Consider the following 21027-nt stretch of genomic DNA (forward strand, 5'->3'; position numbering starts at 1 on the left):
AGGCGATGCGGGGCCGCGCCGCAGCGCCGGTCCGGCTCACCAGGGCCGGACCACGGTGTCGGTTTCCGCGTCTCACGGCGAGGGTGCGAGCACATTGCGTATGCGGGTGGCGATGTGCAGGTTGAGGCGCGTCTCGACGTCACCGAGGTCGTGGCCGGTGATCTCGCAGATGCGCTGGAGGCGGTAGCGGACGGTGCTGCGGTGGATGTGGAGTGCCTCGGAGGTCGCGTCGTAGCTGCCGCCGCTCTCCAGATAGCGCGAGAGCGTCGTCACCAGCCCGGTGCGGTGGCGGGAGTCGTAGTCCAGCAGGCGTCCCAGCCATTCGCGGACGAATCGGTCGGCTTCCCGTTCGCCTTCGCCGGTGCCCAGCATGCGGCACAGGCCCAGCTCCTCGAAGCCGGTGCTGCCGTACGGGTCCTGGGAACCGCGGCGGACGGCGAGGGCGCGGACGGCCTCGTCGTAGGAGCGCGGCAGATCGGCGACGACCTCGCAGCGGCCGCCGATGCCGACGGCTCCGGCCCCGGTGCCGAGCTCCTCCGAGACGGCCCTGTACAGCGCGCCTTCCGGGGCACCCCGGTCTTCCCGGGGCTCCAGGACGACCGTGGCCGAGCCACGGGAGCCGACGAGGACGTTCAGGCGCAGCCGCCGGGCCGCCCGCGCCGCCGCGTCGCCGAGCGCGGCCCTGCCGACCGTCCCGGCCCACTCCAGTACGGCGACCCTGTACGGCCGGTGCAGGTCGTGGCCGAGGACCGCCGCCCGGGCGAAGTCGTCGTCGGTCGTCTCGCCCGAAATCAGCCGGTCGACCAGGCCGTGGCGCAGCAGGGGCTCCAACTCGGCCAGCCTGCGCTCGTGCGAGAGCGCGGGGGCCAGCACCAAGGCGGCCTGTTCGAGCGCTGAGCAGTCCGTTTCCGTCGCCCGCCGGTCAGGATCGACCAGCGCGGCCACGCCGAGCACTTCCCCGGCCATTTCGATGGGGACGAGCAGCCGGTCACCGTCGCGGACGGCGCCGGGACGGTGGCGCGCGTCACGGATCAGGGCCTCCCGGTCCCGGTGTCCCGGGGCCGGGCGCGGCCCACTCCCGGGCCGCCCGGAGGGTTCGCCCCCGCCGTGCCCCGCCCAGGCCCGCGGGTTGCCGAAGCGGTCCTCGGTGAGGACCGCGAATCCCGTATGGTCGCGCAGGGCCTCCAGGACTCCCGACTCACCGCTGCCCGAGGCAGCGGCCCGGGAGAGCGCGTGGTCAGCGGCTAGCCGTGCGGCCAGGGCGGAGACGCTCGCGCCGGGGCCGGCAGTCGGCGAGAGGCTCTCTGCCGTCGGCGGCCCTGCGATCCCCGGCCAGTGGTGTGAGCGGGCCCCGACCGGCTCTCCCCGGCGCCGGCTGAGGCGTGCCAGGGCGATCCCGGTCTGCTGCGCGAGCAGATCCGTCAGCGCGGTTTCGTCGGTCGAGGGTGCGGTCGCGCCCCCGACGACGAGATAGCCGAGGCAGTCGTCCCCGTATCGCAGCGCGACGGCCCGCGCCCACCGTCCGTCCGCCCGGTGCAGATTCCGGCTGCGGCCGTCGAGAGCGTCGATCCGCCGGTCGAGCCGATCGGCGGCCACCATCTCCGCGGCTGCCTCGGCCGGGGCCCGGCCGTTCGGCTCCGCACCGGGCTCCCGCGCCACGGTGCTCCCCGGTCGGGCGTCGGCGGAGGCAGCCTCCGGGCGTGGAGGGCAGCGCCGCGCCGCACCATGGTGCACGGCGTACGCCGCTTCGGCGACGAAGGGACCGGCGGCGGCGATCGCCGCCATGGCACCCCACAGCACCTCTCGCTCGTCGTCGCCGTCGAGCATGACCGTCACCAGCCGTAGCAGCGCGTGACGCGCGGCCCCCGGCTGCGGCACGGGGTGAGGCGGGTCGGCGGTCGGAAACGGAAGAGCGTCCATCGCAGGTCCATTCGCGGCTCGAATCAGCCCCCTCTCAACGTACGCCGCTCGGCACGGGCCCTCACCTGCGAGCCGTCGCCGCCCCCCGTCCTCGGGGACCGGAAAGGCGGCGCGGATTGGTCACCCCGGGGCGAGGAAGTCCACCGCGTACTGCGTAAGGCTCGCAGACTGTGCGGGTCCGGCGCCGTGCGCCCGGCGGCCCGCCGGCCGGTTCCGCCTCGCGACGGAGGAGATTCTTATGGCGAAGGCAGTAGGCATCGACCTCGGTACCACCAACTCGGTCATCGCCGTCTGGGAGGGCGGTGAGCCCACCGTCGTCCCGAACGCGGAGGGGGCCAGGACGACCCCGTCGGTGGTCGCCTTCTCCGATGACGGCCAGCGGCTGGTCGGACAGCTCGCGCGGCGGCAGTCGATCCTGAACCCCAAAGGCACCATCACCTCCGCGAAGCGGTTCATCGGACGTCGCTACGACGAGATCTCCGACGAGGCCAAAGCGGTCTCCTTCGACGTGGTCGAGGGGCCCGGCGGGGTGGCCCGCTTCGAGGTGAGCGGCAAGCAGTACGCGCCGGAGGAGATCAGCGCGCAGGTGCTGCGCAAGCTCGCCGACGACGCCGGGAAGTCGCTCGGCGAGAAGGTGACGGAGGCGGTCATCACCGTACCGGCGTACTTCAACGACGCCCAGCGCCAGGCCACCAAGGACGCCGGGAAGATCGCCGGCCTCGAAGTCCTGCGGATCATCAACGAACCGACAGCCGCGGCGCTGGCCTACGGACTCGACAAGCAGGGCCACGAGACGGTCATGGTCTTCGACCTCGGCGGCGGCACGTTCGACGTGAGCCTGCTGGACGTCGGCGACGGCGTCGTGGAGGTCCGCGCCACCGCGGGCGACTCCCATCTGGGCGGCGACGACTTCGACCGCCGACTGGTGGACCACTTGGCGGACGGCTTCCAGGCGTCCGAAGGCATCGACCTGCGTAAGGACCCGCAGGCATTGCAGCGCCTGTTCGAGGCGGCCGAGAAGGCGAAGACGGAGCTGAGTTCGGTCACCCAGACCCAGGTGAGCCTGCCCTTCATCACGGCGGACGCCTCCGGGCCGAAGCACCTCACCGAGACCGTCCGCCGCTCCACCTTCGAGCAGATCACCTCGGACCTGGTGGAGCGCTGCCTGGAACCGGTCAGGACGGCGATGAGCGACGCCAAGGTCACCGACAACGACATCGACGAGGTCATCCTCGTCGGCGGCTCGACCCGCATACCGGCCGTGCAGAACCTGGTCCGCCGGCTGACCGGCGGCAGGGACCCGAACATGAGCGTCAACCCCGACGAGGTGGTGGCGCTGGGCGCCGCCGTCCAGGCAGGCGTGCTCAAGGGCGAGGTCAAGGACGTCCTGCTCCTGGACGTCACCCCCCTGTCGCTGGGCGTCGAGACGGCCGGCGGCGTGATGACCAAGATCATCGACCGGAACACCACCATCCCCGCCCGCCGGTCCGAGACCTTCTCCACCGCCGAGGACAACCAGCCGGCCGTGGACATCGTCGTGCTTCAGGGCGAACGCGAACTGGCGGCCGACAACCGCGTGCTGGGCCGCTTCCGGCTGGAGAACCTGCGGCCGGCCAGGCGTGGGGAGACCCAGATCGAGGTCACCTTCGACATCGACGCCAACGGCATCCTCAAGGTCAGCGCCAAGGACCGGGACACCGGCGCCGAGCAGTCGATCACCATCAGCGAGGGCTCCAACCTCGACCCGTCCGAGGTCGAGCGGATGATCAACGAGGCCGAGAACAACCGCACCAGCGACCAGGCCCTGCGCGAGGCCATCGACGCCCGCAACGAGCTCGACGCCGCCGCCTACCAGGTGGAGCGCCGGCTGGACGACCTCGGCGACGCCGCACCGGAGCACGAGCGCGCCCGCGCCCAACTGCTCACCGACGAGGCGCGTACCGCCGTCAGGGAGGAGGCTCCGGCGGAACGGTCCCGGAGCCTGACCTCCGAACTCCAGCAGATCCACGCGGCGCTGGCCGCCCACGCCGCTGAACCGGGCGGAGCCGGGGGCGGCGGAGCCGAGCCCGGCCAGGGGCCCGGGGGCGACTCCCCGAGGGGCGACGACGACGTCATCGACGCCGAATTCGACAAGAGCTGAGGCGGCGACATGTCGGACCAGGAACAGACGCGTCCCGCCGAGGACCGCTCCCCGCCCGAGTCCGAGCCGACGCCGCCCGAGTCCGAGCCGACGTCGCCCGAGCGGAGTGCCGCACCGCGGACGCCCCCGCGGGCCCCGGAAGCCAGGGAGCGGGAGGCGGAATCCACACGCCGCGGCCCCGGTGCGGAGGAGCTGGAGGACCGGTGGCGGCGAGCCCTCGCCGACCTCGACAATCTCCGTAAGCGCTACGCCCGTGAGCTTCCCCGGGAACGGGAGGCCGAGCGGGCCAAGGTGGCCGCGGCGTTCCTCCCGGTCGTCGACAACCTGGAACTGGCCCTCGCCCACGCGGGCGCCGACGACCGCGGCGCGATCGTCAGCGGAGTCCGGGCGGTACGCGACCAGGCCGTCGAGGTGCTGCGAAGCCTCGGCTACCCCCGCTACGAGGAGACCGGCGTCCCCTTCCACCCCGAGCAGCATGAGGTGGTGTCCGTGGTCGATGAACCCGACACACCTGCGGGCACCGTCGTCCAGGTGCTGCGGCCCGGTTACGGCGACCCCGGTCACCAGCTGCGGCCGGCCGCGGTAGCGGTCAGCCGCAAGCAGGAGTGAGGCCGCCATGGCAGAGGACTACTACGAGGTGCTCGGCGTCCGGCGCGGCGCCGACGCGGCCGAGATCCAGCAGGCGTTCCGTACCCTGGCTCGCCGCTACCACCCGGACGTCAACCGCGATCCGGCCGCCGAGGAGCGCTTCAAGCAGATCAACGAGGCGTACAGCGTGCTCTCCGACCCCGGCACCCGGTCGCGCTACGACCGTTTCGGCCCGGACTTCCGGCAGATCCCGGAGGACTACGACGAGCGCGTCGCGGCCGGCCAGGGCTTCGGCGGCGGAGCCGGCGCGTACCGCGGCAGTCCCTTCGCCGGCACCCGAGGCGACGGCCGGGCAGGCGCCCGGACCTGGACCGAGTCCGACTTCGACGCCTCTGGCGTGGACTTCGAGGATCTCTTCGGAGGCGTGTTCGGCGGCCGGGCGCGCGGCGCCGGGCGGGGCAGCCCGATCCCCGGCGCGGACCAGGAGGCCGAACTCACCCTCAGCGTGGAGGAGGCGTACCGCGGCGGCCGACGGAAGATCACCCTCGGCGGGCCCGGCGGGGAGCGCAGTTACGACGTCACCATCCCGGCGGGCGTCGTCGACGGGCAGCGCATCCGGCTCGCGGGGGAGGGCGGCCGGGGCCGCGGCCCGGGTTCCGCCGGGGACCTCTATCTGGTGGTCCGTATCGCCCGCCATCCCCGCTACCGGCTCGTCGGGCACGACGTCCACGTCGATCTGCCGGTCACCGCCTGGGAGGCCGCGCTGGGGGCGACGGTGCCGGTCTCCGGTCCGGGCGGGACGGTCAAGGCGCATGTGCCGCCCGGCACCTCCACCGGCCGCCGGTTGCGGCTGCGCGGCGAGGGGATGCCACGCCCCAAAGGTTCCCCGGGCCACCTCTACGCCGAAATCCAGGTGATGGTGCCGCCCTCGCCCAGCCCGCGTGAACGTGAGTTGTTCGAGGAACTGGCCGCGGTCTCCTCCTTCGACCCGAGGAAGCAGACATGAGAGCCGAACACCGTTCTCCCGCCGAAGGCGCCGGACAGCCCGGCTCCAGGGCCGCCTATCCGCTGGTGCGCGTCCACCGGACCAGTACCACCCCTTATCAGCTCTCCATGGCCGCGGTGGCCGGCCGCAGTGGACTGCCGCCCGAACTCGTCAGGCGTTTCGTGGCTCTCGGTCTTGTCGACGCCGAGCGTGACGCCCGGGGCCGGCTGTGGTTCCGGGCGAGCGCGCCGTCGGCCCTCGCCCGAGTGCAGCGGCTGCGGGACGGACTGTGTCTCAACTACGCGGCCATCGGCGTCGTCCTGGACATGCTCGACCGCATCGAACGCCTGGAAACCGCACTGCGGCGCAGCGAACGAGCCGCCAAGGAGCCCACACCATGGACATGAATCGCCTCACCCAGAAATCCCAGGAAGCGCTCCAGGAAGCACAGAGCGCCGCGGTCCGTATGGGCCACACCGAGGTCGACGGGGAGCACCTGCTGCTGGCCCTGCTCGATCAGCGCGACGGCCTGACCACCCGTCTGCTGGCCGACGCCGGTGCCGACCCGGCCGCCCTGCGGGCCGCGGTCGAGGCCGATCTCGTCAAACGCCCCCGCACGACGGGGCCGGGCGCCGCCCCCGGCCAGGTGATGGTGACCCAGCGGCTGGCCCGGCTGCTCGACAGCGCCGAGCAGGAGGCCAAGCGGCTCAAGGACGAGTACGTCTCCACCGAGCACATGGTGCTGGCCCTGGTGGACGAAGGGGCGACCAGCGCGGCCGGCCGCCGGCTCGGTGAACAGGGCGTCACCAAGGACTCCTTCCTCACCGCCCTCACCACGGTGCGCGGGAACCAACGGGTCACCTCCGCCACTCCTGAGGACGCCTACGAGGCCCTGGAGAAGTACGGGCGCGACCTCGTCGTGGAGGCCCGCACCGGCCGCCTCGACCCGGTGATCGGCCGGGACGCCGAGATCCGCCGGGTGATCCAGATCCTCAGCCGCAAGAGCAAGAACAACCCCGTCCTGATCGGCGAACCGGGCGTCGGCAAGACCGCCATCGTCGAGGGTCTGGCCCAGCGGATCGTGCGCGGCGACGTGCCGGAAGGGCTGCGGGACAAGACGGTGTTCTCGCTCGACATGGGGTCGCTGGTGGCCGGGGCGAAGTACCGCGGCGAGTTCGAGGAGCGCCTCAAGGCCGTTCTGTCGGAGGTCAAAGGCGCCGAGGGCCGGATCCTGCTGTTCGTGGACGAGCTGCACACCGTCGTCGGGGCCGGCGCCGCCGAGGGCGCGATGGACGCGGGCAACATGCTCAAGCCGATGCTGGCCCGCGGCGAGCTGCACATGATCGGGGCGACCACGCTGGACGAGTACCGCAAGCACATCGAGTCCGACGCCGCCCTGGAGCGCCGCTTCCAGACCGTCCAGGTGGACGAGCCGACCGTCGAGGACGCCATCTCCATCCTGCGCGGCATCCGCGAGCGCCTGGAGATCTTCCACGGCGTCAAGATCCAGGACAACGCCCTGGTCGCCGCGGCCACCCTCAGCCACCGCTACATCAGCGACCGCTTCCTCCCGGACAAGGCCATCGACCTGGTCGACGAGGCATGCGCCCGGCTGCGGACCGAGATCGACTCCATGCCCGCCGAACTCGACGAACTCACCCGGCGGGCGACCCGACTGGAGATCGAGGAGGCCGCGCTGGACCAGGAGACCGACCCGGCCAGCCGCGCCCGCCTGGAGGACCTGCGGCGCGAACTGGCCGACCTGCGCGGTGAGGTGGACGCCAAGCACGCCCAGTGGGAGGCCGAGCGCCAGGCCATCCGCAAGGTCCAGGAACTGCGCCAGGAATTGGAACGCGCCCGGCAGGAGGCCGAGCAGGCCGAACGCGCCTACGACCTCAACCGGGCCGCCCAGCTGCGCTACGGAACCGTCAGCGAACTGGAGCGCCGGCTGACCGCCGAGGAGGAACAGCTCGCCAACAAGCAGGGCGAGAGCCGACTGCTGCGCGAGGTGGTGACCGCCGAGGAGATCGCCGAGATCGTCTCGGCGTGGACCGGTATCCCCGTCACCCGCCTTCAGGAGGGCGAACGGCAGAAGCTGCTCAAGCTGGACGAGATACTGCGCGAGCGCGTCGTGGGCCAGGACGAGGCCGTCCAGCTCGTCGCCGACGCGGTGATACGGGCCCGCTCCGGGGTACGCGACCCGCGGCGGCCGATCGGCTCGTTCATCTTCCTCGGCCCGACCGGTGTCGGGAAGACCGAGCTGGCCAAGACGCTGGCCGCGGCGCTGTTCGACAGCGAGAGCAACATGATCCGCCTCGACATGAGCGAGTACCAGGAACGCCACACCGTCAGCCGCCTGGTCGGCGCGCCCCCCGGATACGTGGGTTACGAGGAGGGCGGCCAGCTCACCGAGGCGGTGCGCCGCAAGCCGTACTCCGTCGTCCTGTTCGACGAGATCGAGAAGGCGCACGCCGACGTCTTCAACACGTTGCTCCAGGTGCTGGACGACGGCCGGATCACTGACGCGCAGGGACGTACCGTCGACTTCCGCAACACCGTGATCATCATGACCTCCAACCTCGGGTCGCAGTACCTGCTCCAGGACGCCACCCAGGCCGGCGAGATCAAGCCCGAGGCGCGGGCGCTGGTGATGACCGAACTCAACGGTCATTTCCGCCCCGAGTTCCTCAACCGCGTCGACGACATCGTCCTCTTCCACCCGCTCGGCATCGCGCAGATCGAGCGCATCGTCGACCTGCTCCTCGACGAACTGCGCGACCGCCTCTCCGAACAGCGCGTCACGCTCGTCCTCACCGAGCCGGCCCGCCACCTGATCGCGGCCGAGGGCTACGACCCGGTCTACGGAGCCAGGCCGCTGCGCCGCTTCATCTCGCACGAGGTCGAGACCAGGATCGGCCGCGCGTTGCTCAGCGGCGAGGCACGCGAAGGCGTGACCATCGTGGTCGACGCCGCGGGCGGCGAACTGACCGTCTCCCTCCAGGACCAGCCGCAGGAGCCGTGATGAGCACCTCTCAGGAAGGCCGCGACGACCGCCCGGCCCGCGACGGCACCACTGGCGCGCAGGCCCGGGTACGGACCGTCGTCTGCGCCAACTGCGGCCGGACCAACCGCGTGCCCGCCGCGGCGGGCGGCAGTCCGCGCTGCGGAAACTGCCGGGCGCCGCTGCCGTGGATCGCCGAAGCGGGCGACGCCGACTTCGGTGAGGTCGCCGAGCAGGCGAGCCTGCCCGTGCTGGTCGACCTGTGGGCCACCTGGTGCGGCCCCTGCCGGATGGTGAGCCCAGCCCTGGAACAGGTCGCCGAGGACCTCGCCGGCCGGATCAAGCTCGTGAAGGTCGACATCGACACGTCACCGGCCCTGGCCAGACGGTTCGAGGTCCAGGCCGTCCCCACCCTGCTGATCCTCGACCACGGCAGGCCCGTCGCCCGCCAGACCGGCGCCGCGCCCGCGAACGCGCTCCGCCAGTGGGTGAACGAGTCGCTGTCGACGTCCCCCGGACCGGCCGATCCCGCGACCAGGAGGCCGTGATGACCACTCTTCCCGACCCGCACCTGTCCATGGTCCGGCCCGTGACGCCCAGGACACCGCAGGGCTGCGAGGACTGTCTGCGCATGGGGACTCCGTGGGTGCACCTGCGGCTGTGCCTGACCTGCGGGCACGTCGGATGCTGCGACTCCTCGCCGATGCGGCACGCCCGTGCCCACGCGGCAGCCGACGGGCACCCGATCGTGCGGTCGTTCCAGCCCGGCGAGGACTGGCGGTGGTGTTTCGTCCACGAGTCGATGGTCTGAGCCGGGCGGGCTCGCACGGCGCCTCCGACACCGCGTCCGCCGCTGTTCCCCTCCTCTGCCGTACGCGTCCACCGCTGTTCCTGACGAAGGAAGCGAACCGTCGTGATGCCGCCCCTGACCCCGACCGCCGACGTTCACGACGCCTACCCGCGGCTGACGGACGACCAGATCGCGCTCCTGGACCCCGCCGGACAGGTGCGGCAGGTCAGGGAGGGGGAACACCTCTTCCGGGCGGGCGAACGCACTGAACAGTTCTTCGTCGTCCTCAGCGGCACGGTGGCCGTGGTCGAAGGCCAAGGCGACCAGGAGCACGTCGTCCAGGTGCACGGTCCGCACAGCTTCCTCGGCGAACTCGGCGTGCTGGAGGGCCAGACCGCCTTCCTCAGCGCGGTGGTGAGAACACCGGGCGAGGTCCTGGCGGTGGGCTCGGCGGCCCTGCGCGATCTGCTCAGCCGCGAACCCGCGCTCGGCGACGTGATCCTGCGCGCCTACCTGCTGCGCCGTACGATGCTGGCCGGCGCGGGCACGGGCTTCCGCATCATCGGCTCCGCCTTCTCCTCCGACACCCGGCGGCTGCTGGAGTTCGCCGCCCGCAACCGCCTCCCGCACCGCTGGTTCGACCTGGAGAAGGACACCGAGGCCGAGGCGCTGCTCACGCGCCTGGGGATCGCTCCGCAGGAGACCCCGATCGTCGTCTGGAACGACCACCGGGTGCTGCGCAATCCCTCCAACGCCGCGCTCGCCCGGGTCATCGGGCTGCGCGCCGGGACCGCCGCGAAGGCCGTCTGCGACCTGGTGGTGGTCGGCGCGGGACCCGGTGGCCTGGCCGCCGCGGTGTACGGCGCCTCCGAGGGACTGTCCACCGTCGTGCTGGACGCCGTGGCGACCGGCGGCCAGGCCGGCACCTCCTCCCGGATCGAGAACTACCTCGGTTTCCCCGCCGGGATCTCCGGCATGGAGCTCGCCGAACGCGCCGTCGTACAGGCCAACCGGTTCGGCGCCCGGATCGACGTCCCCGCCGAGGCCACCGGCCTCGAACAGCGCGACGGGAACAGCGTGGTGCGGCTCGCCGACGGCGGCACGGTCACCGCCGCCAACATCGTGGTGGCCACCGGCGCGCGCTACCGGCGGCTGACCGCCCCCGGTGTCGAGCGGTTCAGAGGACTCGGGGTGCACTACGCCGCCACCGTCTGGGAGGCACGGACCTGTCGGCTCGATCCGGTGGCCGTCGTCGGCGGCGGCAACTCCGCCGGTCAGGCGGCCCTGTTCATGGCACGCGAGTCGCCCGCCGTCCACCTTCTGGTCCGCGGCGACGACCTGGAACACAGCATGTCCCGCTACCTGATCGACCGGATCGAGCGGCACTCCCGGATTCATGTCCGGCCGCATACCGAAGTCCGGGAGGTGACCGGCGAGGACCGGGTCGAATCCCTCGTCGTCGAGGACAACCGCACCCGCGAGCAGCAGACGCTGGCGGTCCGCGCCCTGTTCGTGTTCATCGGCGCGCGCCCCGCCACGTCCTGGCTCGCCGACGCCGTCACCCTGGACCGGCGCGGCTTCATTCCTACCGGGCAGGACGTGGTCCACCTGACAGCGGACCTCTGGAATCCCCTCGCCCGCGCCCCGCTCGCCCTGGAGACGGGTCTGCCGGGCGTCTTCGCCGTCGGCGACGTCCGCAGCGGCTCGGTCAAACGGGTCGCCTCCGCCGTCGGTGAGGGCGCCATGGCCGTCCGCCTGGCGCACGAGCACCTCGGTGAAGTGGGGCCACCCGCCGTCCGCTGACCTCAGCCCATGCCCGCCGCGAGAGGGTGACACGGCATGCCGGGGCCTCGACCGCCGCGGACAGCTCGGACCTGACCCGCGGCACCTCGCGGTGACTCGCCGCACCTCGCGGCACCTCGTGGCAAGGGGACACGTCAGCGAGGACCCGTACCGCCTTCCTCCACCACCGCCACCTCGCCGGCCGGAACGGCGACGACTCCCGGCACGCGGGCGCCGGACAGGAGGTCGGTCCCCGTGGCGGCCACATGCGCGGTCGCCTCGGTGTGGTTGACGACGAAGAGCCAGGACCGCTCCCCGGAAGGCCCGCTTCTGCGGATGACCTCCACGCCGTCGCCGGACCCCTGGGGCGCGGGCGCGCAACCGGCCTGCGCGGCCCACCGGGTAAGCAGGCGCAGGAGGGACGGGACGTCGGGGCGGGTGGCGAGATAGCGGACGTTTCCGCGGCGCAGGACCGCCGGGCCACCGGCCGCGGGCCCGTCGGCGAAGCGGCACTCCACCTCGGTCCCGGCGTCCGGGACGACCCGCTCGGCCCATACGTTCCCGGTCGAGCCGTCGTCCAGGGCGACGGTGGCTCCGGCCGTGAGCGGCAGGTACTCGTCCACGGTCAGGCCGAGCAGATCGCGGAGCGCTCCGGGGTACGGCCCGGGATGGACACGGTCGTCGGGGTCCACCACGCCGCTGAAGGGACCGACGACCAGGTGGCCGCCGCCTTCGACGTACGCCTCCAGGGCGCGCGCCGTCGAAGCGGACAGCGCGTACAGCGAGGGCACGAGCAGAAGCCGGTGCGCACCGGGGGCGGGAACGATGTCGCAGCCCAGACCGGCGGTCCACAGCGCGCGGTGCCAGGTGCGGAGCGCGTCGCCGCAGGTCAGGTCCGAGCTCGGCCGGTCGGGCAGCTCCAGGGCCCACATCGCCTCGTAGTCCAGGAGCAGCGCGACCGGGGCCGGCGGGCAGGTGCTCTCGGCGACGTCGGCCAGACGCGACACGGCGTTGCCGAGGGCGCTGGCCTCCCGCCGGACCCGGGTGTCCTCGCCGCCGTGCGGGAGCATCGCCGAGTGCCATTTCTCCGGGCCGTACGCGGACTGCCGCCACTGGAAGAACAGCGTTCCGTCGGCGCCGCGGGCGAGGTGCGTCAGGGTGTTGCGGGCCATCTCGCCCGGGACTTTGGCGATGTTGCGGGGCTGCCACTGCACCCCGGAGGTGGAGTGCTCCATGAGCAGCCAGGGCCGCCCGCCGGCCAGCCCGCGGGTGAGGTCGGCGGCGAACGCGAGCTCGGCGGCGCGGTGCGGATCCTCGGACCCGAGGTAGTGGTCGTTGGAGACGATGTCGACCTCCCGCGCCCAGCGCCAGTAGTCGCTCCAACGCAGGGCGCTTGCCATGAAGTTGGTGGTGACCGGACGGCCGGGGGAGTGGGCGCGCACGATGTCGCGCTCGGCCCGGAAGCAGGCCAGGTGTTCGGCGTCGCTGAACCGGTAGAAGTCCAGCCACAGGGCGGGCGGGAGGCGGCTGGTGCTGGTGCGCGGCGGGGTCACCTGGCTCCAGTCGCTGTAGGTCATGCCCCAGACGCCGGTGCCCCAGCGGTCGTTGAGGGCGTCCAGGTCGTCGCCGTACGTGGTGCGCAGCCAGGTGCGGAACGCCGTCGCGGAGGTCTCGCACCAGCAGTGCGCGTTGCCGTTGGCGTACTCGTTGTTGACGTGCCACATCACCACCGCGGGATGGTCGCCGTAGCGCTCGGCGAGGCGGCGGGTGACGATCGCGGCGCGCTCCCGGTAGAGCGGTGACGACGGGCAGTACGCCTGCCGCGAGCCGGGCGCCAACCGCCGTCCGTCGGCGGTCACGGGCAGCGACTCCGGGTGAGCGTGCGAGAACCACAGGGGCGGAGCGGCCGTCGGCGTGGCCAGGTCGACGGCGATGCCCGACGCGTGCAGCAGCTCGACGGCCTCGTCGAGGCCGGTGAAGTCGAAGGCGTCCCGCCGGGGCTCGATCCAGGACCAGGCGAAGACGCCGAGCGAGACCAGATTGACCCCCGCCTCGCGCATCAGGCGGACGTCGTCCTTCCACGTCGCCGCGTCCCACTGCTCGGGGTTGTAGTCGGCGCCGTATGCGGGGCGCGGAACACGGCCCCAGACGGAATGCTGCCGGTCGGGTCGCGACATGCGCGGGCTCCTGAATCCTGGAATACGAAAAGGGGTGGGGAATGCGAGGACGAGAGAAACGACGAGAACGGGGACGAGAACGGGGACGAGAGCGGGGACGAGAGCGAGGATGCGTGACGGCGCGCGAGGGCTCGGTGGGCGAACGGGGCCGGTGGAGGCACCGGTCCGGCCCCGCTCGGGTCAGGGGCGTACCGGGTGCCCCGTCCCTCAGCATTGAGCGGCGAATGCGCCCGGCGGCGAACGGACGAGGCACCTGGAAGGGAATGCGAAAGGCGCCGGGGAAAGCGTCGTGAAAACGCGCGGCGCACGTCGTGCCCGGGCGCCGAACGCGAGTGAACGCGCGGCCGGCGCTGCCTGGCCATGACGTCAGGCGCCGGTGAAGTGCGTCGGCCGGTGCGCCAACTTAGAGCGATCACCCAGGGGTGTCAACGCCCGTCGGCGGTCATCCCCGGCGCGCCCGCCGGCCGTACGGGACGGTGGCCGGGAGGGCCCCGGGTGACGTCCCGGGGAGCCGTTCCGCCGTGTCCCAGGCGCCGTTGAGGTGGCTGGAAAATCTTCCCGTCACCGTCTTGACCCCTCCCGGCAACGTGCGTACGTTTCCGGATCATACGTAGAAGCAGAGGCCATGACAGCTCAGCCACTCGTGCTCATACGTATGTGCACCCCCTTTTGTGCGCTGTATCGCCACTCACGAGGAGCAGGAGTCAGCCATGCCCACCAGAAGAGCCTTTATCGCTCGCGCCGCCGGGGCGGCCCTCGCCATACCGCTGGGGGCGAGCGCTTGCAAGAGCGGTACGGCCGCCACGGGCGGTGCGGGCAAGGGCTCGGGCGCGCTGGTCTTCGGGAAGACCGACGGCGGGACGACCTTCATCCGCAACTACAACGTCTTCGGCCCCGCCATCCAGAAGTCGCCCAACGCCGAGATGATCTATGAGCCGTTGGCGCGGGTCGACTACAGCGACGGCGCGAAGGTCAAGCCCTGGCTGGCCAAGAGCCTGGAGTTCGATCCGACGGGCACCACGCTCACCGTGAAGCTGCGCGAGGACGTGACCTTCTCCGACGGCAAGCCCATGACCGCCGACGACGTGCTCTTCTCGCTGAACCTCCCGCTGAAGGACCCCAGTTTCAACCTCGGCGGCACCACGTACGACCGCGTCGCCAAGGTGGACTCCTCGACCGTCACGGTGCACTGGCCGCACGCCGCCTTCAGCGAGCTGAGCCAACTCGCCTCCATCCAGGTCCCGGTGGTGCCCGCGCACATCTGGCAGGGCAAGAACATCAAGAGCTGGTCCAACCCGGACCCGGTCGGCACCGGCCCCTTCACTCTGGACCGGTTCGCGCCCCAGCAGATCACCCTGCGCGCGCGGACCGACTACTGGGGCGGCCGGTTCGCCGTGAAGCAGATCAAGATCATTCCGACCAACGGAGACGCCCTGCGCGCGCAGTTGGTGCGCGGCGACGTGGACTGGGCGCTGGCGGCCTGGGGCAACGGCGAGCAGGAGTACACCGCCAAGGATCCCCGGCACAACCTCTACCAGAAGTACGCGACCGGCGGCGCCTACTCCCTCTTCTACAACACCGCGAAGGCGCCCTTCGACAACGTCCACGTACGGCGGGCGCTGGCGATGACGATTCCCCGCAAGGACATCGTCACCACCCTTGAGCGCCCCGGCACCGAGGCGGGCCCGACGGGGCTGGTGGACCAGATCTACGGGGACGTCATCCTGCCCGAGTACCGGGGCAAGGTGCAGCAGGTCGACGCCGAGGCGGCCAAGAGGGAACTCGCCCTCAGCGGCTACGAGGTCAAGGGCGGCAAGCTCGTCAAGGACGGCAAGTCCTACGCTCCGAAGCTCTCGTTCAACCAGGACTTCGGGTGGGACCCCTACGCGAACATGATGGTCCGCGCTTGGCAGGAGCACCTGGGGATCAAGGTCAAGTCGGTCGGCGCGCCCGGCGCCAACCTCTACGAGCAGCAGCAGACCGGCGAGTTCGACCTCACCATCAGCACCTCGGGCGGAGCGGGCGTCGCCGGTGTCTACAGCGCCCTGAGCAGCCGGGCGTCGCGGCCGCTCGGGCAGACGGCCGCCACCAACTTCGGCCGGTGGAAGGACGCGCCGACCGACGCCGCGATCACCGACCTGCTGTCGTCGGCCGACCCGGCCGTCACCAAGAGCGCGGGCGAGAAGCTGCAACGGATCGTCGCCGAGCAGGTGCCGTACAGCCCGATCTACAACAGCTACTGGTTCGTCCTGATCAACGCCAAGCGCTGGAGCGGCTGGCCCACCCCCGAGCACTTCTCCTACGTGCCCTTCCCCGGCAACGGTCCGGACGCCACCCTCACCCTGCTCAACTTGAAGCAGGCCACCGCGTGACCGCGATCGCCGCCTCCGCCGTACCGGCGGCCGGCCGGTTCCGGATTCCGCGCCGCTGGGGATTCCTGCTGCGCCGACTGGGCTTCTACCTGGCCGCCACCTGGTCGGCGATCACCCTGAACTTCTTCCTGCCCCGGATGATGCCCGGCGATCCGTCGGCCGCGATCGTCGAGAAGCTCCAGACCGTCAGCGGTCAGCAGATGTCGCCGAGCGCCATGGAGTCCATCCAGAAGGTGTTCGGCAATCCGAACGCCGGTATCGGCCGCCAATACCTGGACTACCTCAGCCAGTTGGCGCACCTCGATCTGGGCGTCTCGATCAGCAACTACCCCACCCCGGTCACCAGCCTGCTCCGGCAGGGCCTGCCCTGGACGATGCTGCTGGTCGGCGTCACCACCGTGATCGCGTTCGTCCTGGGCACCGGCATCGGCGCGATGGCGGGCTGGAAGGCGGGCAGCCGGTTCGACACGATCGTCAGCCCGCTGACCACCTTCGTCTCGGCGGTCCCTTACTTCTGGATGGCGCTGATCGGCCTGTGGCTCTTCGCCTTCCAACTGGACTGGTTCCCGCTGGCCGGCGGATACGACGCCGACCTGACGATCGGCTTCTCGCCGTCGTTCGTCCTGAGCGTGCTGCACTACGGAGTGCTCCCGGCGGCGACCATCGTCTTCTCGGCCTTCGGCGGCTGGCTGCTGGGCATGCGCAACATGACGGTCACCACGGTCCGTGAGGACTACGTCCTGCTCGCCCAGGCCAAGGGCCTGTCCGGCCGCCGGGTGATGCTCCGCTACGCCGCCCGCAACGCGGTCCTGCCGAACTTCACCGGCTTCACCCTCGCACTCGGCCACGTCGTCGGCGGCGCCCTGCTCACCGAGGTCGTCTTCAACTACCCGGGCATCGGCTATCTGCTCTACACCTCTCTCCAACAGCGCGACTACCCGGTGATGCAGGGCGTGTTCTTCCTCATCACCCTCACCGTGCTGCTGGCCAACCTCCTGGCGGACTCCGTGTACGTGCTGCTCGACCCGCGCATCAGAGAAGGGGGGTGACCGGCCGTGCGTACCCTCTTCCTCCGCGGCTGGAAAGTCCGCATCGGCCTGGGCATCCTCGTCCTCTTCCTCCTGCTCGCCGTGTTCGGCCCCTGGCTGACGCACAGCCTGCTCGGCCTGGACCCGCGCGCCAACGACACCACCGCCATCTCCCGGTCGCCCGGCGGCGGACATCCGCTGGGCACCAACCAGTACGGGCAGGACATGCTCACCCAGGTCGTGGCCGGTGCCCGCGGCTCGATGTACGTCGGCGTGCTCGGCGCGGTGGTCGGCACGGCGATCGCCATCCTGGTCGGCGTACCGGCCGGGTTCTACGGCGGCAAGATCGACGGCGCCCTGAACTTCCTGACGAATCTCTTCCTCGTCATGCCGACGCTGCCGCTCATCATGATCGTGGCCGGTTACCTCCAGGGCACAGGGCTCACCACGATCGCCCTGATCATCGGCTTCTTCGGCTGGTCGGGCGGCGCGCGCACCCTGCGCGCCCAGGCCATGAGCATCGCCAACCGCGACTTCGTACGCGCCATGCGGATGCTCGGCGAGCGCGGTCGCCGACTGGTCTTCGCCGAAGTGCTGCCGCACCTGACCGGCCTCATCGCGTCGATGTTCCTGCACGCGATGATCGGCGCCGTCATGGCCGAGGCGGGACTGGCCTTCCTCGGCATCTCCGACTCCTCGTCGATCAGTTGGGGGACGATGATCCAAGGAGCGCAGCAGCAGAGCGCGGTCCTGCGCGGCCTGTGGTGGTGGTTCGTGCCGCCCGGCCTGTGCATCGCTCTGATCGGCACCGCGGCGGCGCTGGTCAACTTCGGCATCGACGAACTGGCCAACCCCAAACTGCGCGTCGCCCGCCCGGTGTCCGCCCGGCGCACCAGGCAACTGGCGCGGACGGGAGGCGCGGCCTGATGACCGTCCACACAGAGCCGAAGCACCGGCCGCTGATCCCCGCGGGACAGACCGTCCTCGAAGTCCGCGGCCTGACCGTCGAATACGCCACCGGAGCCGATCCGGTGCGCGCCTGCTCCGACATCTCCTTCACCCTGCGCCGAGGGGAGATCCTCGGCGTCGCCGGAGAGTCCGGCTCGGGGAAATCCACGCTGATCACCGCCCTGACCCGGCTCCAGCGCCCGCCGGCCGTCACCACCGCGGGCGAGATCCTCTTCCACGGCAGGGACGGCGCGCCGCCGGTCGACCTCGCCGCGCTCGACGGCAAGCGGATGCGCCGCTACCGGTGGACGGCCCTGTCCATCGTGCTCCAGTCCGCGATGGACGCGCTGAACCCGGTGATGCGCATCGGCGCCCAGTTCGCCGACGTCCTGCGCGCCCACGACCGCGCGCTGAACAAGCGGGCCGCCTGGGCGCGGGCGGCCGAACTGCTCGGCCTGGTCGGCATCTCCGGGGACCGGATCCGCGATTACCCGCACCAGTTGTCCGGCGGAATGCGTCAGCGGGCCGCCATCGCCCTGGCCCTGGCCTGCGGGCCGGAGTTGGTGGTGATGGACGAGCCCACGACCGCCGTCGACGTGGTCATGCAGCGGCAGATCCTCGCCCAAGTGCTGCGCCTGCGCGCGGAATTGGGCTTTGCCGTCGTCTTCGTCACCCACGACCTGTCGCTGCTGCTGGAGCTGGCCGACCGTATCGCCGTGATGTACGCGGGCCGCATCGTCGAGGTGGGCGAGGCCGCGGCCATCTACGGGGCGCCCAAGCACCCCTACACCCAGGGGCTGCGCGACTCCTTCCCGCCGCTGCACGCCCCGCTGCGCGATCTGCACGGCATCCCCGGCACACCCTCCGACCTGCGCCGTCTGCCGTCGGGCTGCCCGTTCCACCCGCGCTGCGCGCGGCGGACGGACGGGTGCGACGAGCGGCTGCCGCTGCTGCTGCCGGTGGGCCCCGGGCCGGGACACGAAGCGGCGTGCCTGCTCAACGAGACCGACGGCGACAACGGAGGCGAGACCCGATGAGCAAGCACATGACCGAGGCCGTGTCCGGTCCGGACGAAGAGGCCCGCACGCCCGACGCGGCGCACGAAGCGCCGTCGTATGTACTGGAGGCCCTCGACGTCTCCAAGCACTTCACCGCCCGCGGCGCGCTCGGCCGTACCTCCGTCGTCCGCGCGGTCGAGGACGCCACGGTCCGGCTGAAGCCCGGTCAGATCCTGGCGCTGGTGGGGGAGAGCGGCAGCGGGAAGACCACGCTCGCACGGATGCTGGCCCGCTTCCACGAACCGACGCGGGGCGAGATCCTGCTGCGCGGCGAGCCGGTGAGCCGCAGCAGGCGAGGGCGGCGCGCCTACCACTCCGAGGTCCAGATGATCTTCCAGGACCCCTTCGGCTCCCTGAACCCGATGCACCGGGTCCGCTACAACCTCGACCGGGCGCTGCGGCTGCACCACCCGCACCTGTCCGCGGCCGAACGCGAGCAGCGGATGACGCTGCTGCTGGAGAAGGTCAGCCTCACCCCGGCCGCCGAATTCGCCGCGAAGTTCCCGCACGAGCTGTCCGGGGGCCAGCGCCAGCGCGTCGTCATCGCCCGCGCGCTCGCCGTGGAACCCAAAGTGCTGCTCGGGGACGAGCCGATCTCCATGCTCGACGTCTCCATCCGGCTGGAGATGCTCAATCTGCTCCAGCGACTGCGCGCCGAGGACGGCCTGGCGCTGCTGTACATCACGCACGACATCGCCAGCGCCCGCTACCTGTGCGACGAGATCGCCGTGATGTACGCAGGGCAGATGGTGGAGTCGGGACCGAAGGAGGACGTCATCGCGTCCCCCCAGCACCCGTACACCAAGCTGCTCATCGAGTCCTCGCCCGACCCCGAGCGCGGTGTCGGCGACCGCGAGGCGTTCTTCGCGGGCGCCGACGAACTGGGCGAGCCGCCCAGCCTGATCGACCCGCCCGCGGGCTGCCGCTTCCACCCCCGCTGCCCGTTCGCGATGAAGGAGTGCGCCGAGCAGGCCCCACCGGTCACCGACCTCGGCGACGGCCACTGGGCGAAGTGCTGGCTGCACGCCAAGGGCCGGGCCGGGGTGATGGCCGGCACGACACACGCCGCGGCGACCACCGCCCGGCGGGAAGCACTCCAGGGGGCGTGATGACAGGACAACGACGCGGCAGGGCGCCCAACCAGGCGGACGTGGCACGGCTCGCCGGAGTGTCCCAGTCGGCGGTGTCCCGGGTGATCAGCGGTGACGCGGCGACCGCGCGGATCTCGGAGGAGACCCGGCGGCGGGTCTTCGACGCCGTGAAGGAGTTGGGCTACGTCGCCAACCCCGCCGCCCGGGCGATGCGCAATCAGCGCAACAACCTGCTGGGCGTGCACACCTTCGAGCGGGTCTTCCCGCACGCGCGCGAGGACTTCTACTTCGAGTTCCTGCTCGGCATCGAGGAACGCGCGGAGGAGACCGGCTTCGACCTGGTGCTGTTCACCTCCACCGGGGCCGGCGGCGACGGCGAGCGCAAGATCTACCGGGGCGGCACGAACCGGCTGAATCTGGCCGACGGCAGCATCCTGCTCGGTGTGGCGACCGACCGCGGCGAGCTGGCCCGGCTCTGGTACGAGGGGTACACCTTCGTGCACATCGGCCGCCGCGAGGTGCCCGGCGCGGAGATCCCGCAGATCATCCCCGACTACCGGTCGGCCAGCGGACAGATCGTCGAGCGCCTCGCGGACCACGGCCACCGGCGGTTCGGCTACGTGCGCGACTGGCTGGAGCTGGAACCGTACGCCGACCGCCGCACCGGCTACGCCGAGGCCATCGCGCGGCTCGGGCTGACGGACACCTCCCCTGGCCACCTCGGCGCGGCCGACCTCGACCAGGCGTGGCTGGACGAGGTGGCGGACGGCGGCGCGACCGCCGTCGTGGTGGAGAGCGTACGGCTCGCGGAATCGCTGCGTGACGGCCTCGCGAGCCGGGGCCGCAAGATCCCCGAGGACGTCTCGGTCGCCGTACTGGAAGGGGCTTCCGCGGACCTCGCCGGTCAGTGGGCCTCGCTGGAGATCCCCCGCAAGGAGATCGGCCGGATCGCCGTGGACCAGCTGCACGCGATGCTCGACGACCCCGGCAAGCGGGCCGAGAGCGTCCTCGTGCCGTGCCCGCTGGTCCCCGGCGCCACCATCGCGGCGGTGAGCTGACAGGAGCGGCCGCACAGCACGCATCTCACGACAGCGGGCGGCGTCCGTCGATCACGGCTGCCCTGAAGACACCCGGCACGACCACCGAG

General features: G+C 71.6%; 16 protein-coding genes. 14 read left to right on the plus strand and 2 right to left on the minus strand.

What is annotated here, in order from left to right; translation table 11 throughout:
• Positions 1 to 72: 72 nt before the first annotated feature.
• Complete coding sequence (locus tag ACIP4Z_RS11970) at positions 73 to 1920, minus strand: helix-turn-helix domain-containing protein (protein WP_401306899.1); 1848 nt, start codon at positions 1918 to 1920, stop codon at positions 73 to 75.
• A gap of 238 nt (positions 1921 to 2158) precedes the next feature.
• Here ACIP4Z_RS11970 and dnaK point away from each other — a divergent pair, with 238 nt between their 5' ends.
• The 8 genes from dnaK (at position 2159) to ACIP4Z_RS12010 (ending at position 11227) form a co-directional block, all read left to right on the plus strand.
• Positions 2159 to 4060, plus strand: coding sequence for a molecular chaperone DnaK (gene dnaK / locus ACIP4Z_RS11975; RefSeq protein ID WP_401306902.1), 1902 nt, complete (start codon positions 2159 to 2161; stop codon positions 4058 to 4060).
• 9 nt (positions 4061 to 4069) lie between these two features.
• Positions 4070 to 4669 carry a nucleotide exchange factor GrpE gene (locus ACIP4Z_RS11980; RefSeq protein WP_401306905.1) on the plus strand — a complete coding sequence of 200 codons (600 nt, stop codon included), beginning with the start codon at positions 4070 to 4072 and terminating at the stop codon, positions 4667 to 4669.
• Between the two features lie 7 nt (positions 4670 to 4676).
• Positions 4677 to 5654, plus strand: coding sequence for a DnaJ C-terminal domain-containing protein (locus tag ACIP4Z_RS11985; RefSeq protein WP_401306908.1), 978 nt, complete (start codon positions 4677 to 4679; stop codon positions 5652 to 5654).
• Positions 5651 to 6040, plus strand: coding sequence for a chaperone modulator CbpM (locus ACIP4Z_RS11990; RefSeq protein WP_391160944.1), 390 nt, complete (start codon positions 5651 to 5653; stop codon positions 6038 to 6040). Before ACIP4Z_RS11985 ends, ACIP4Z_RS11990 begins: the two co-directional genes overlap by 4 nt.
• Positions 6031 to 8655 (plus strand): ATP-dependent chaperone ClpB, encoded by a 2625-nt coding sequence (gene clpB, locus ACIP4Z_RS11995; protein ID WP_391160942.1) that lies wholly within the window; start codon positions 6031 to 6033, stop codon positions 8653 to 8655. The genes ACIP4Z_RS11990 and clpB overlap by 10 nt, the downstream gene beginning before the upstream one ends.
• Positions 8655 to 9182, plus strand: coding sequence for a thioredoxin (gene trxA / locus ACIP4Z_RS12000; protein ID WP_355332781.1), 528 nt, complete (start codon positions 8655 to 8657; stop codon positions 9180 to 9182). The genes clpB and trxA overlap by 1 nt, the downstream gene beginning before the upstream one ends.
• A complete protein-coding gene (locus ACIP4Z_RS12005) occupies positions 9182 to 9445 on the plus strand; it encodes a UBP-type zinc finger domain-containing protein (protein WP_401306912.1) in 264 nt (87 codons plus the stop codon). Before trxA ends, ACIP4Z_RS12005 begins: the two co-directional genes overlap by 1 nt.
• A gap of 105 nt (positions 9446 to 9550) precedes the next feature.
• Positions 9551 to 11227, plus strand: coding sequence for an FAD-dependent oxidoreductase (locus ACIP4Z_RS12010; RefSeq protein ID WP_401307290.1), 1677 nt, complete (start codon positions 9551 to 9553; stop codon positions 11225 to 11227).
• Positions 11228 to 11361: 134 nt separating this feature from the next.
• On the opposite strand, the gene ACIP4Z_RS12015 is transcribed toward ACIP4Z_RS12010, so the two are convergent.
• Entirely contained in the window at positions 11362 to 13383 is a 2022-nt protein-coding gene (locus ACIP4Z_RS12015) for a beta-galactosidase (protein ID WP_401306915.1), read from the minus strand.
• A 710-nt stretch (positions 13384 to 14093) separates the two neighbouring features.
• Between ACIP4Z_RS12015 and ACIP4Z_RS12020 the strand changes: the two genes are divergently transcribed.
• Genes ACIP4Z_RS12020 through ACIP4Z_RS12045 form a run of 6 tightly spaced genes read left to right on the plus strand, consistent with a single transcriptional unit; the run spans position 14094 to position 20938 of the window.
• The gene (locus tag ACIP4Z_RS12020; protein ID WP_401306918.1) at positions 14094 to 15755 is read left to right on the plus strand and encodes an ABC transporter substrate-binding protein; all 1662 of its coding nucleotides are present in this window, start codon (positions 14094 to 14096) and stop codon (positions 15753 to 15755) included.
• Positions 15756 to 15760: 5 nt separating this feature from the next.
• Positions 15761 to 16804, plus strand: a complete 1044-nt coding sequence (locus ACIP4Z_RS12025) for an ABC transporter permease subunit (RefSeq protein WP_391161381.1) — start codon at positions 15761 to 15763, stop codon at positions 16802 to 16804.
• Between the two features lie 6 nt (positions 16805 to 16810).
• A complete protein-coding gene (locus ACIP4Z_RS12030; RefSeq protein ID WP_401306921.1) occupies positions 16811 to 17710 on the plus strand; it encodes an ABC transporter permease in 900 nt (299 codons plus the stop codon).
• The gene (locus ACIP4Z_RS12035) at positions 17710 to 18768 is read left to right on the plus strand and encodes an oligopeptide/dipeptide ABC transporter ATP-binding protein (protein WP_391046414.1); all 1059 of its coding nucleotides are present in this window, start codon (positions 17710 to 17712) and stop codon (positions 18766 to 18768) included. Before ACIP4Z_RS12030 ends, ACIP4Z_RS12035 begins: the two co-directional genes overlap by 1 nt.
• Entirely contained in the window at positions 18765 to 19898 is a 1134-nt protein-coding gene (locus ACIP4Z_RS12040) for an ABC transporter ATP-binding protein (RefSeq protein WP_401306924.1), read from the plus strand. Before ACIP4Z_RS12035 ends, ACIP4Z_RS12040 begins: the two co-directional genes overlap by 4 nt.
• Positions 19898 to 20938 carry a substrate-binding domain-containing protein gene (locus tag ACIP4Z_RS12045; protein WP_391046419.1) on the plus strand — a complete coding sequence of 347 codons (1041 nt, stop codon included), beginning with the start codon at positions 19898 to 19900 and terminating at the stop codon, positions 20936 to 20938. Before ACIP4Z_RS12040 ends, ACIP4Z_RS12045 begins: the two co-directional genes overlap by 1 nt.
• Positions 20939 to 21027 lie beyond the last annotated feature (89 nt).

Origin of the sequence: Streptomyces sp. NPDC088910 (genome assembly GCF_044749865.1) — a bacterium.
In the GTDB taxonomy this organism is placed as follows: domain Bacteria; phylum Actinomycetota; class Actinomycetes; order Streptomycetales; family Streptomycetaceae; genus Actinacidiphila.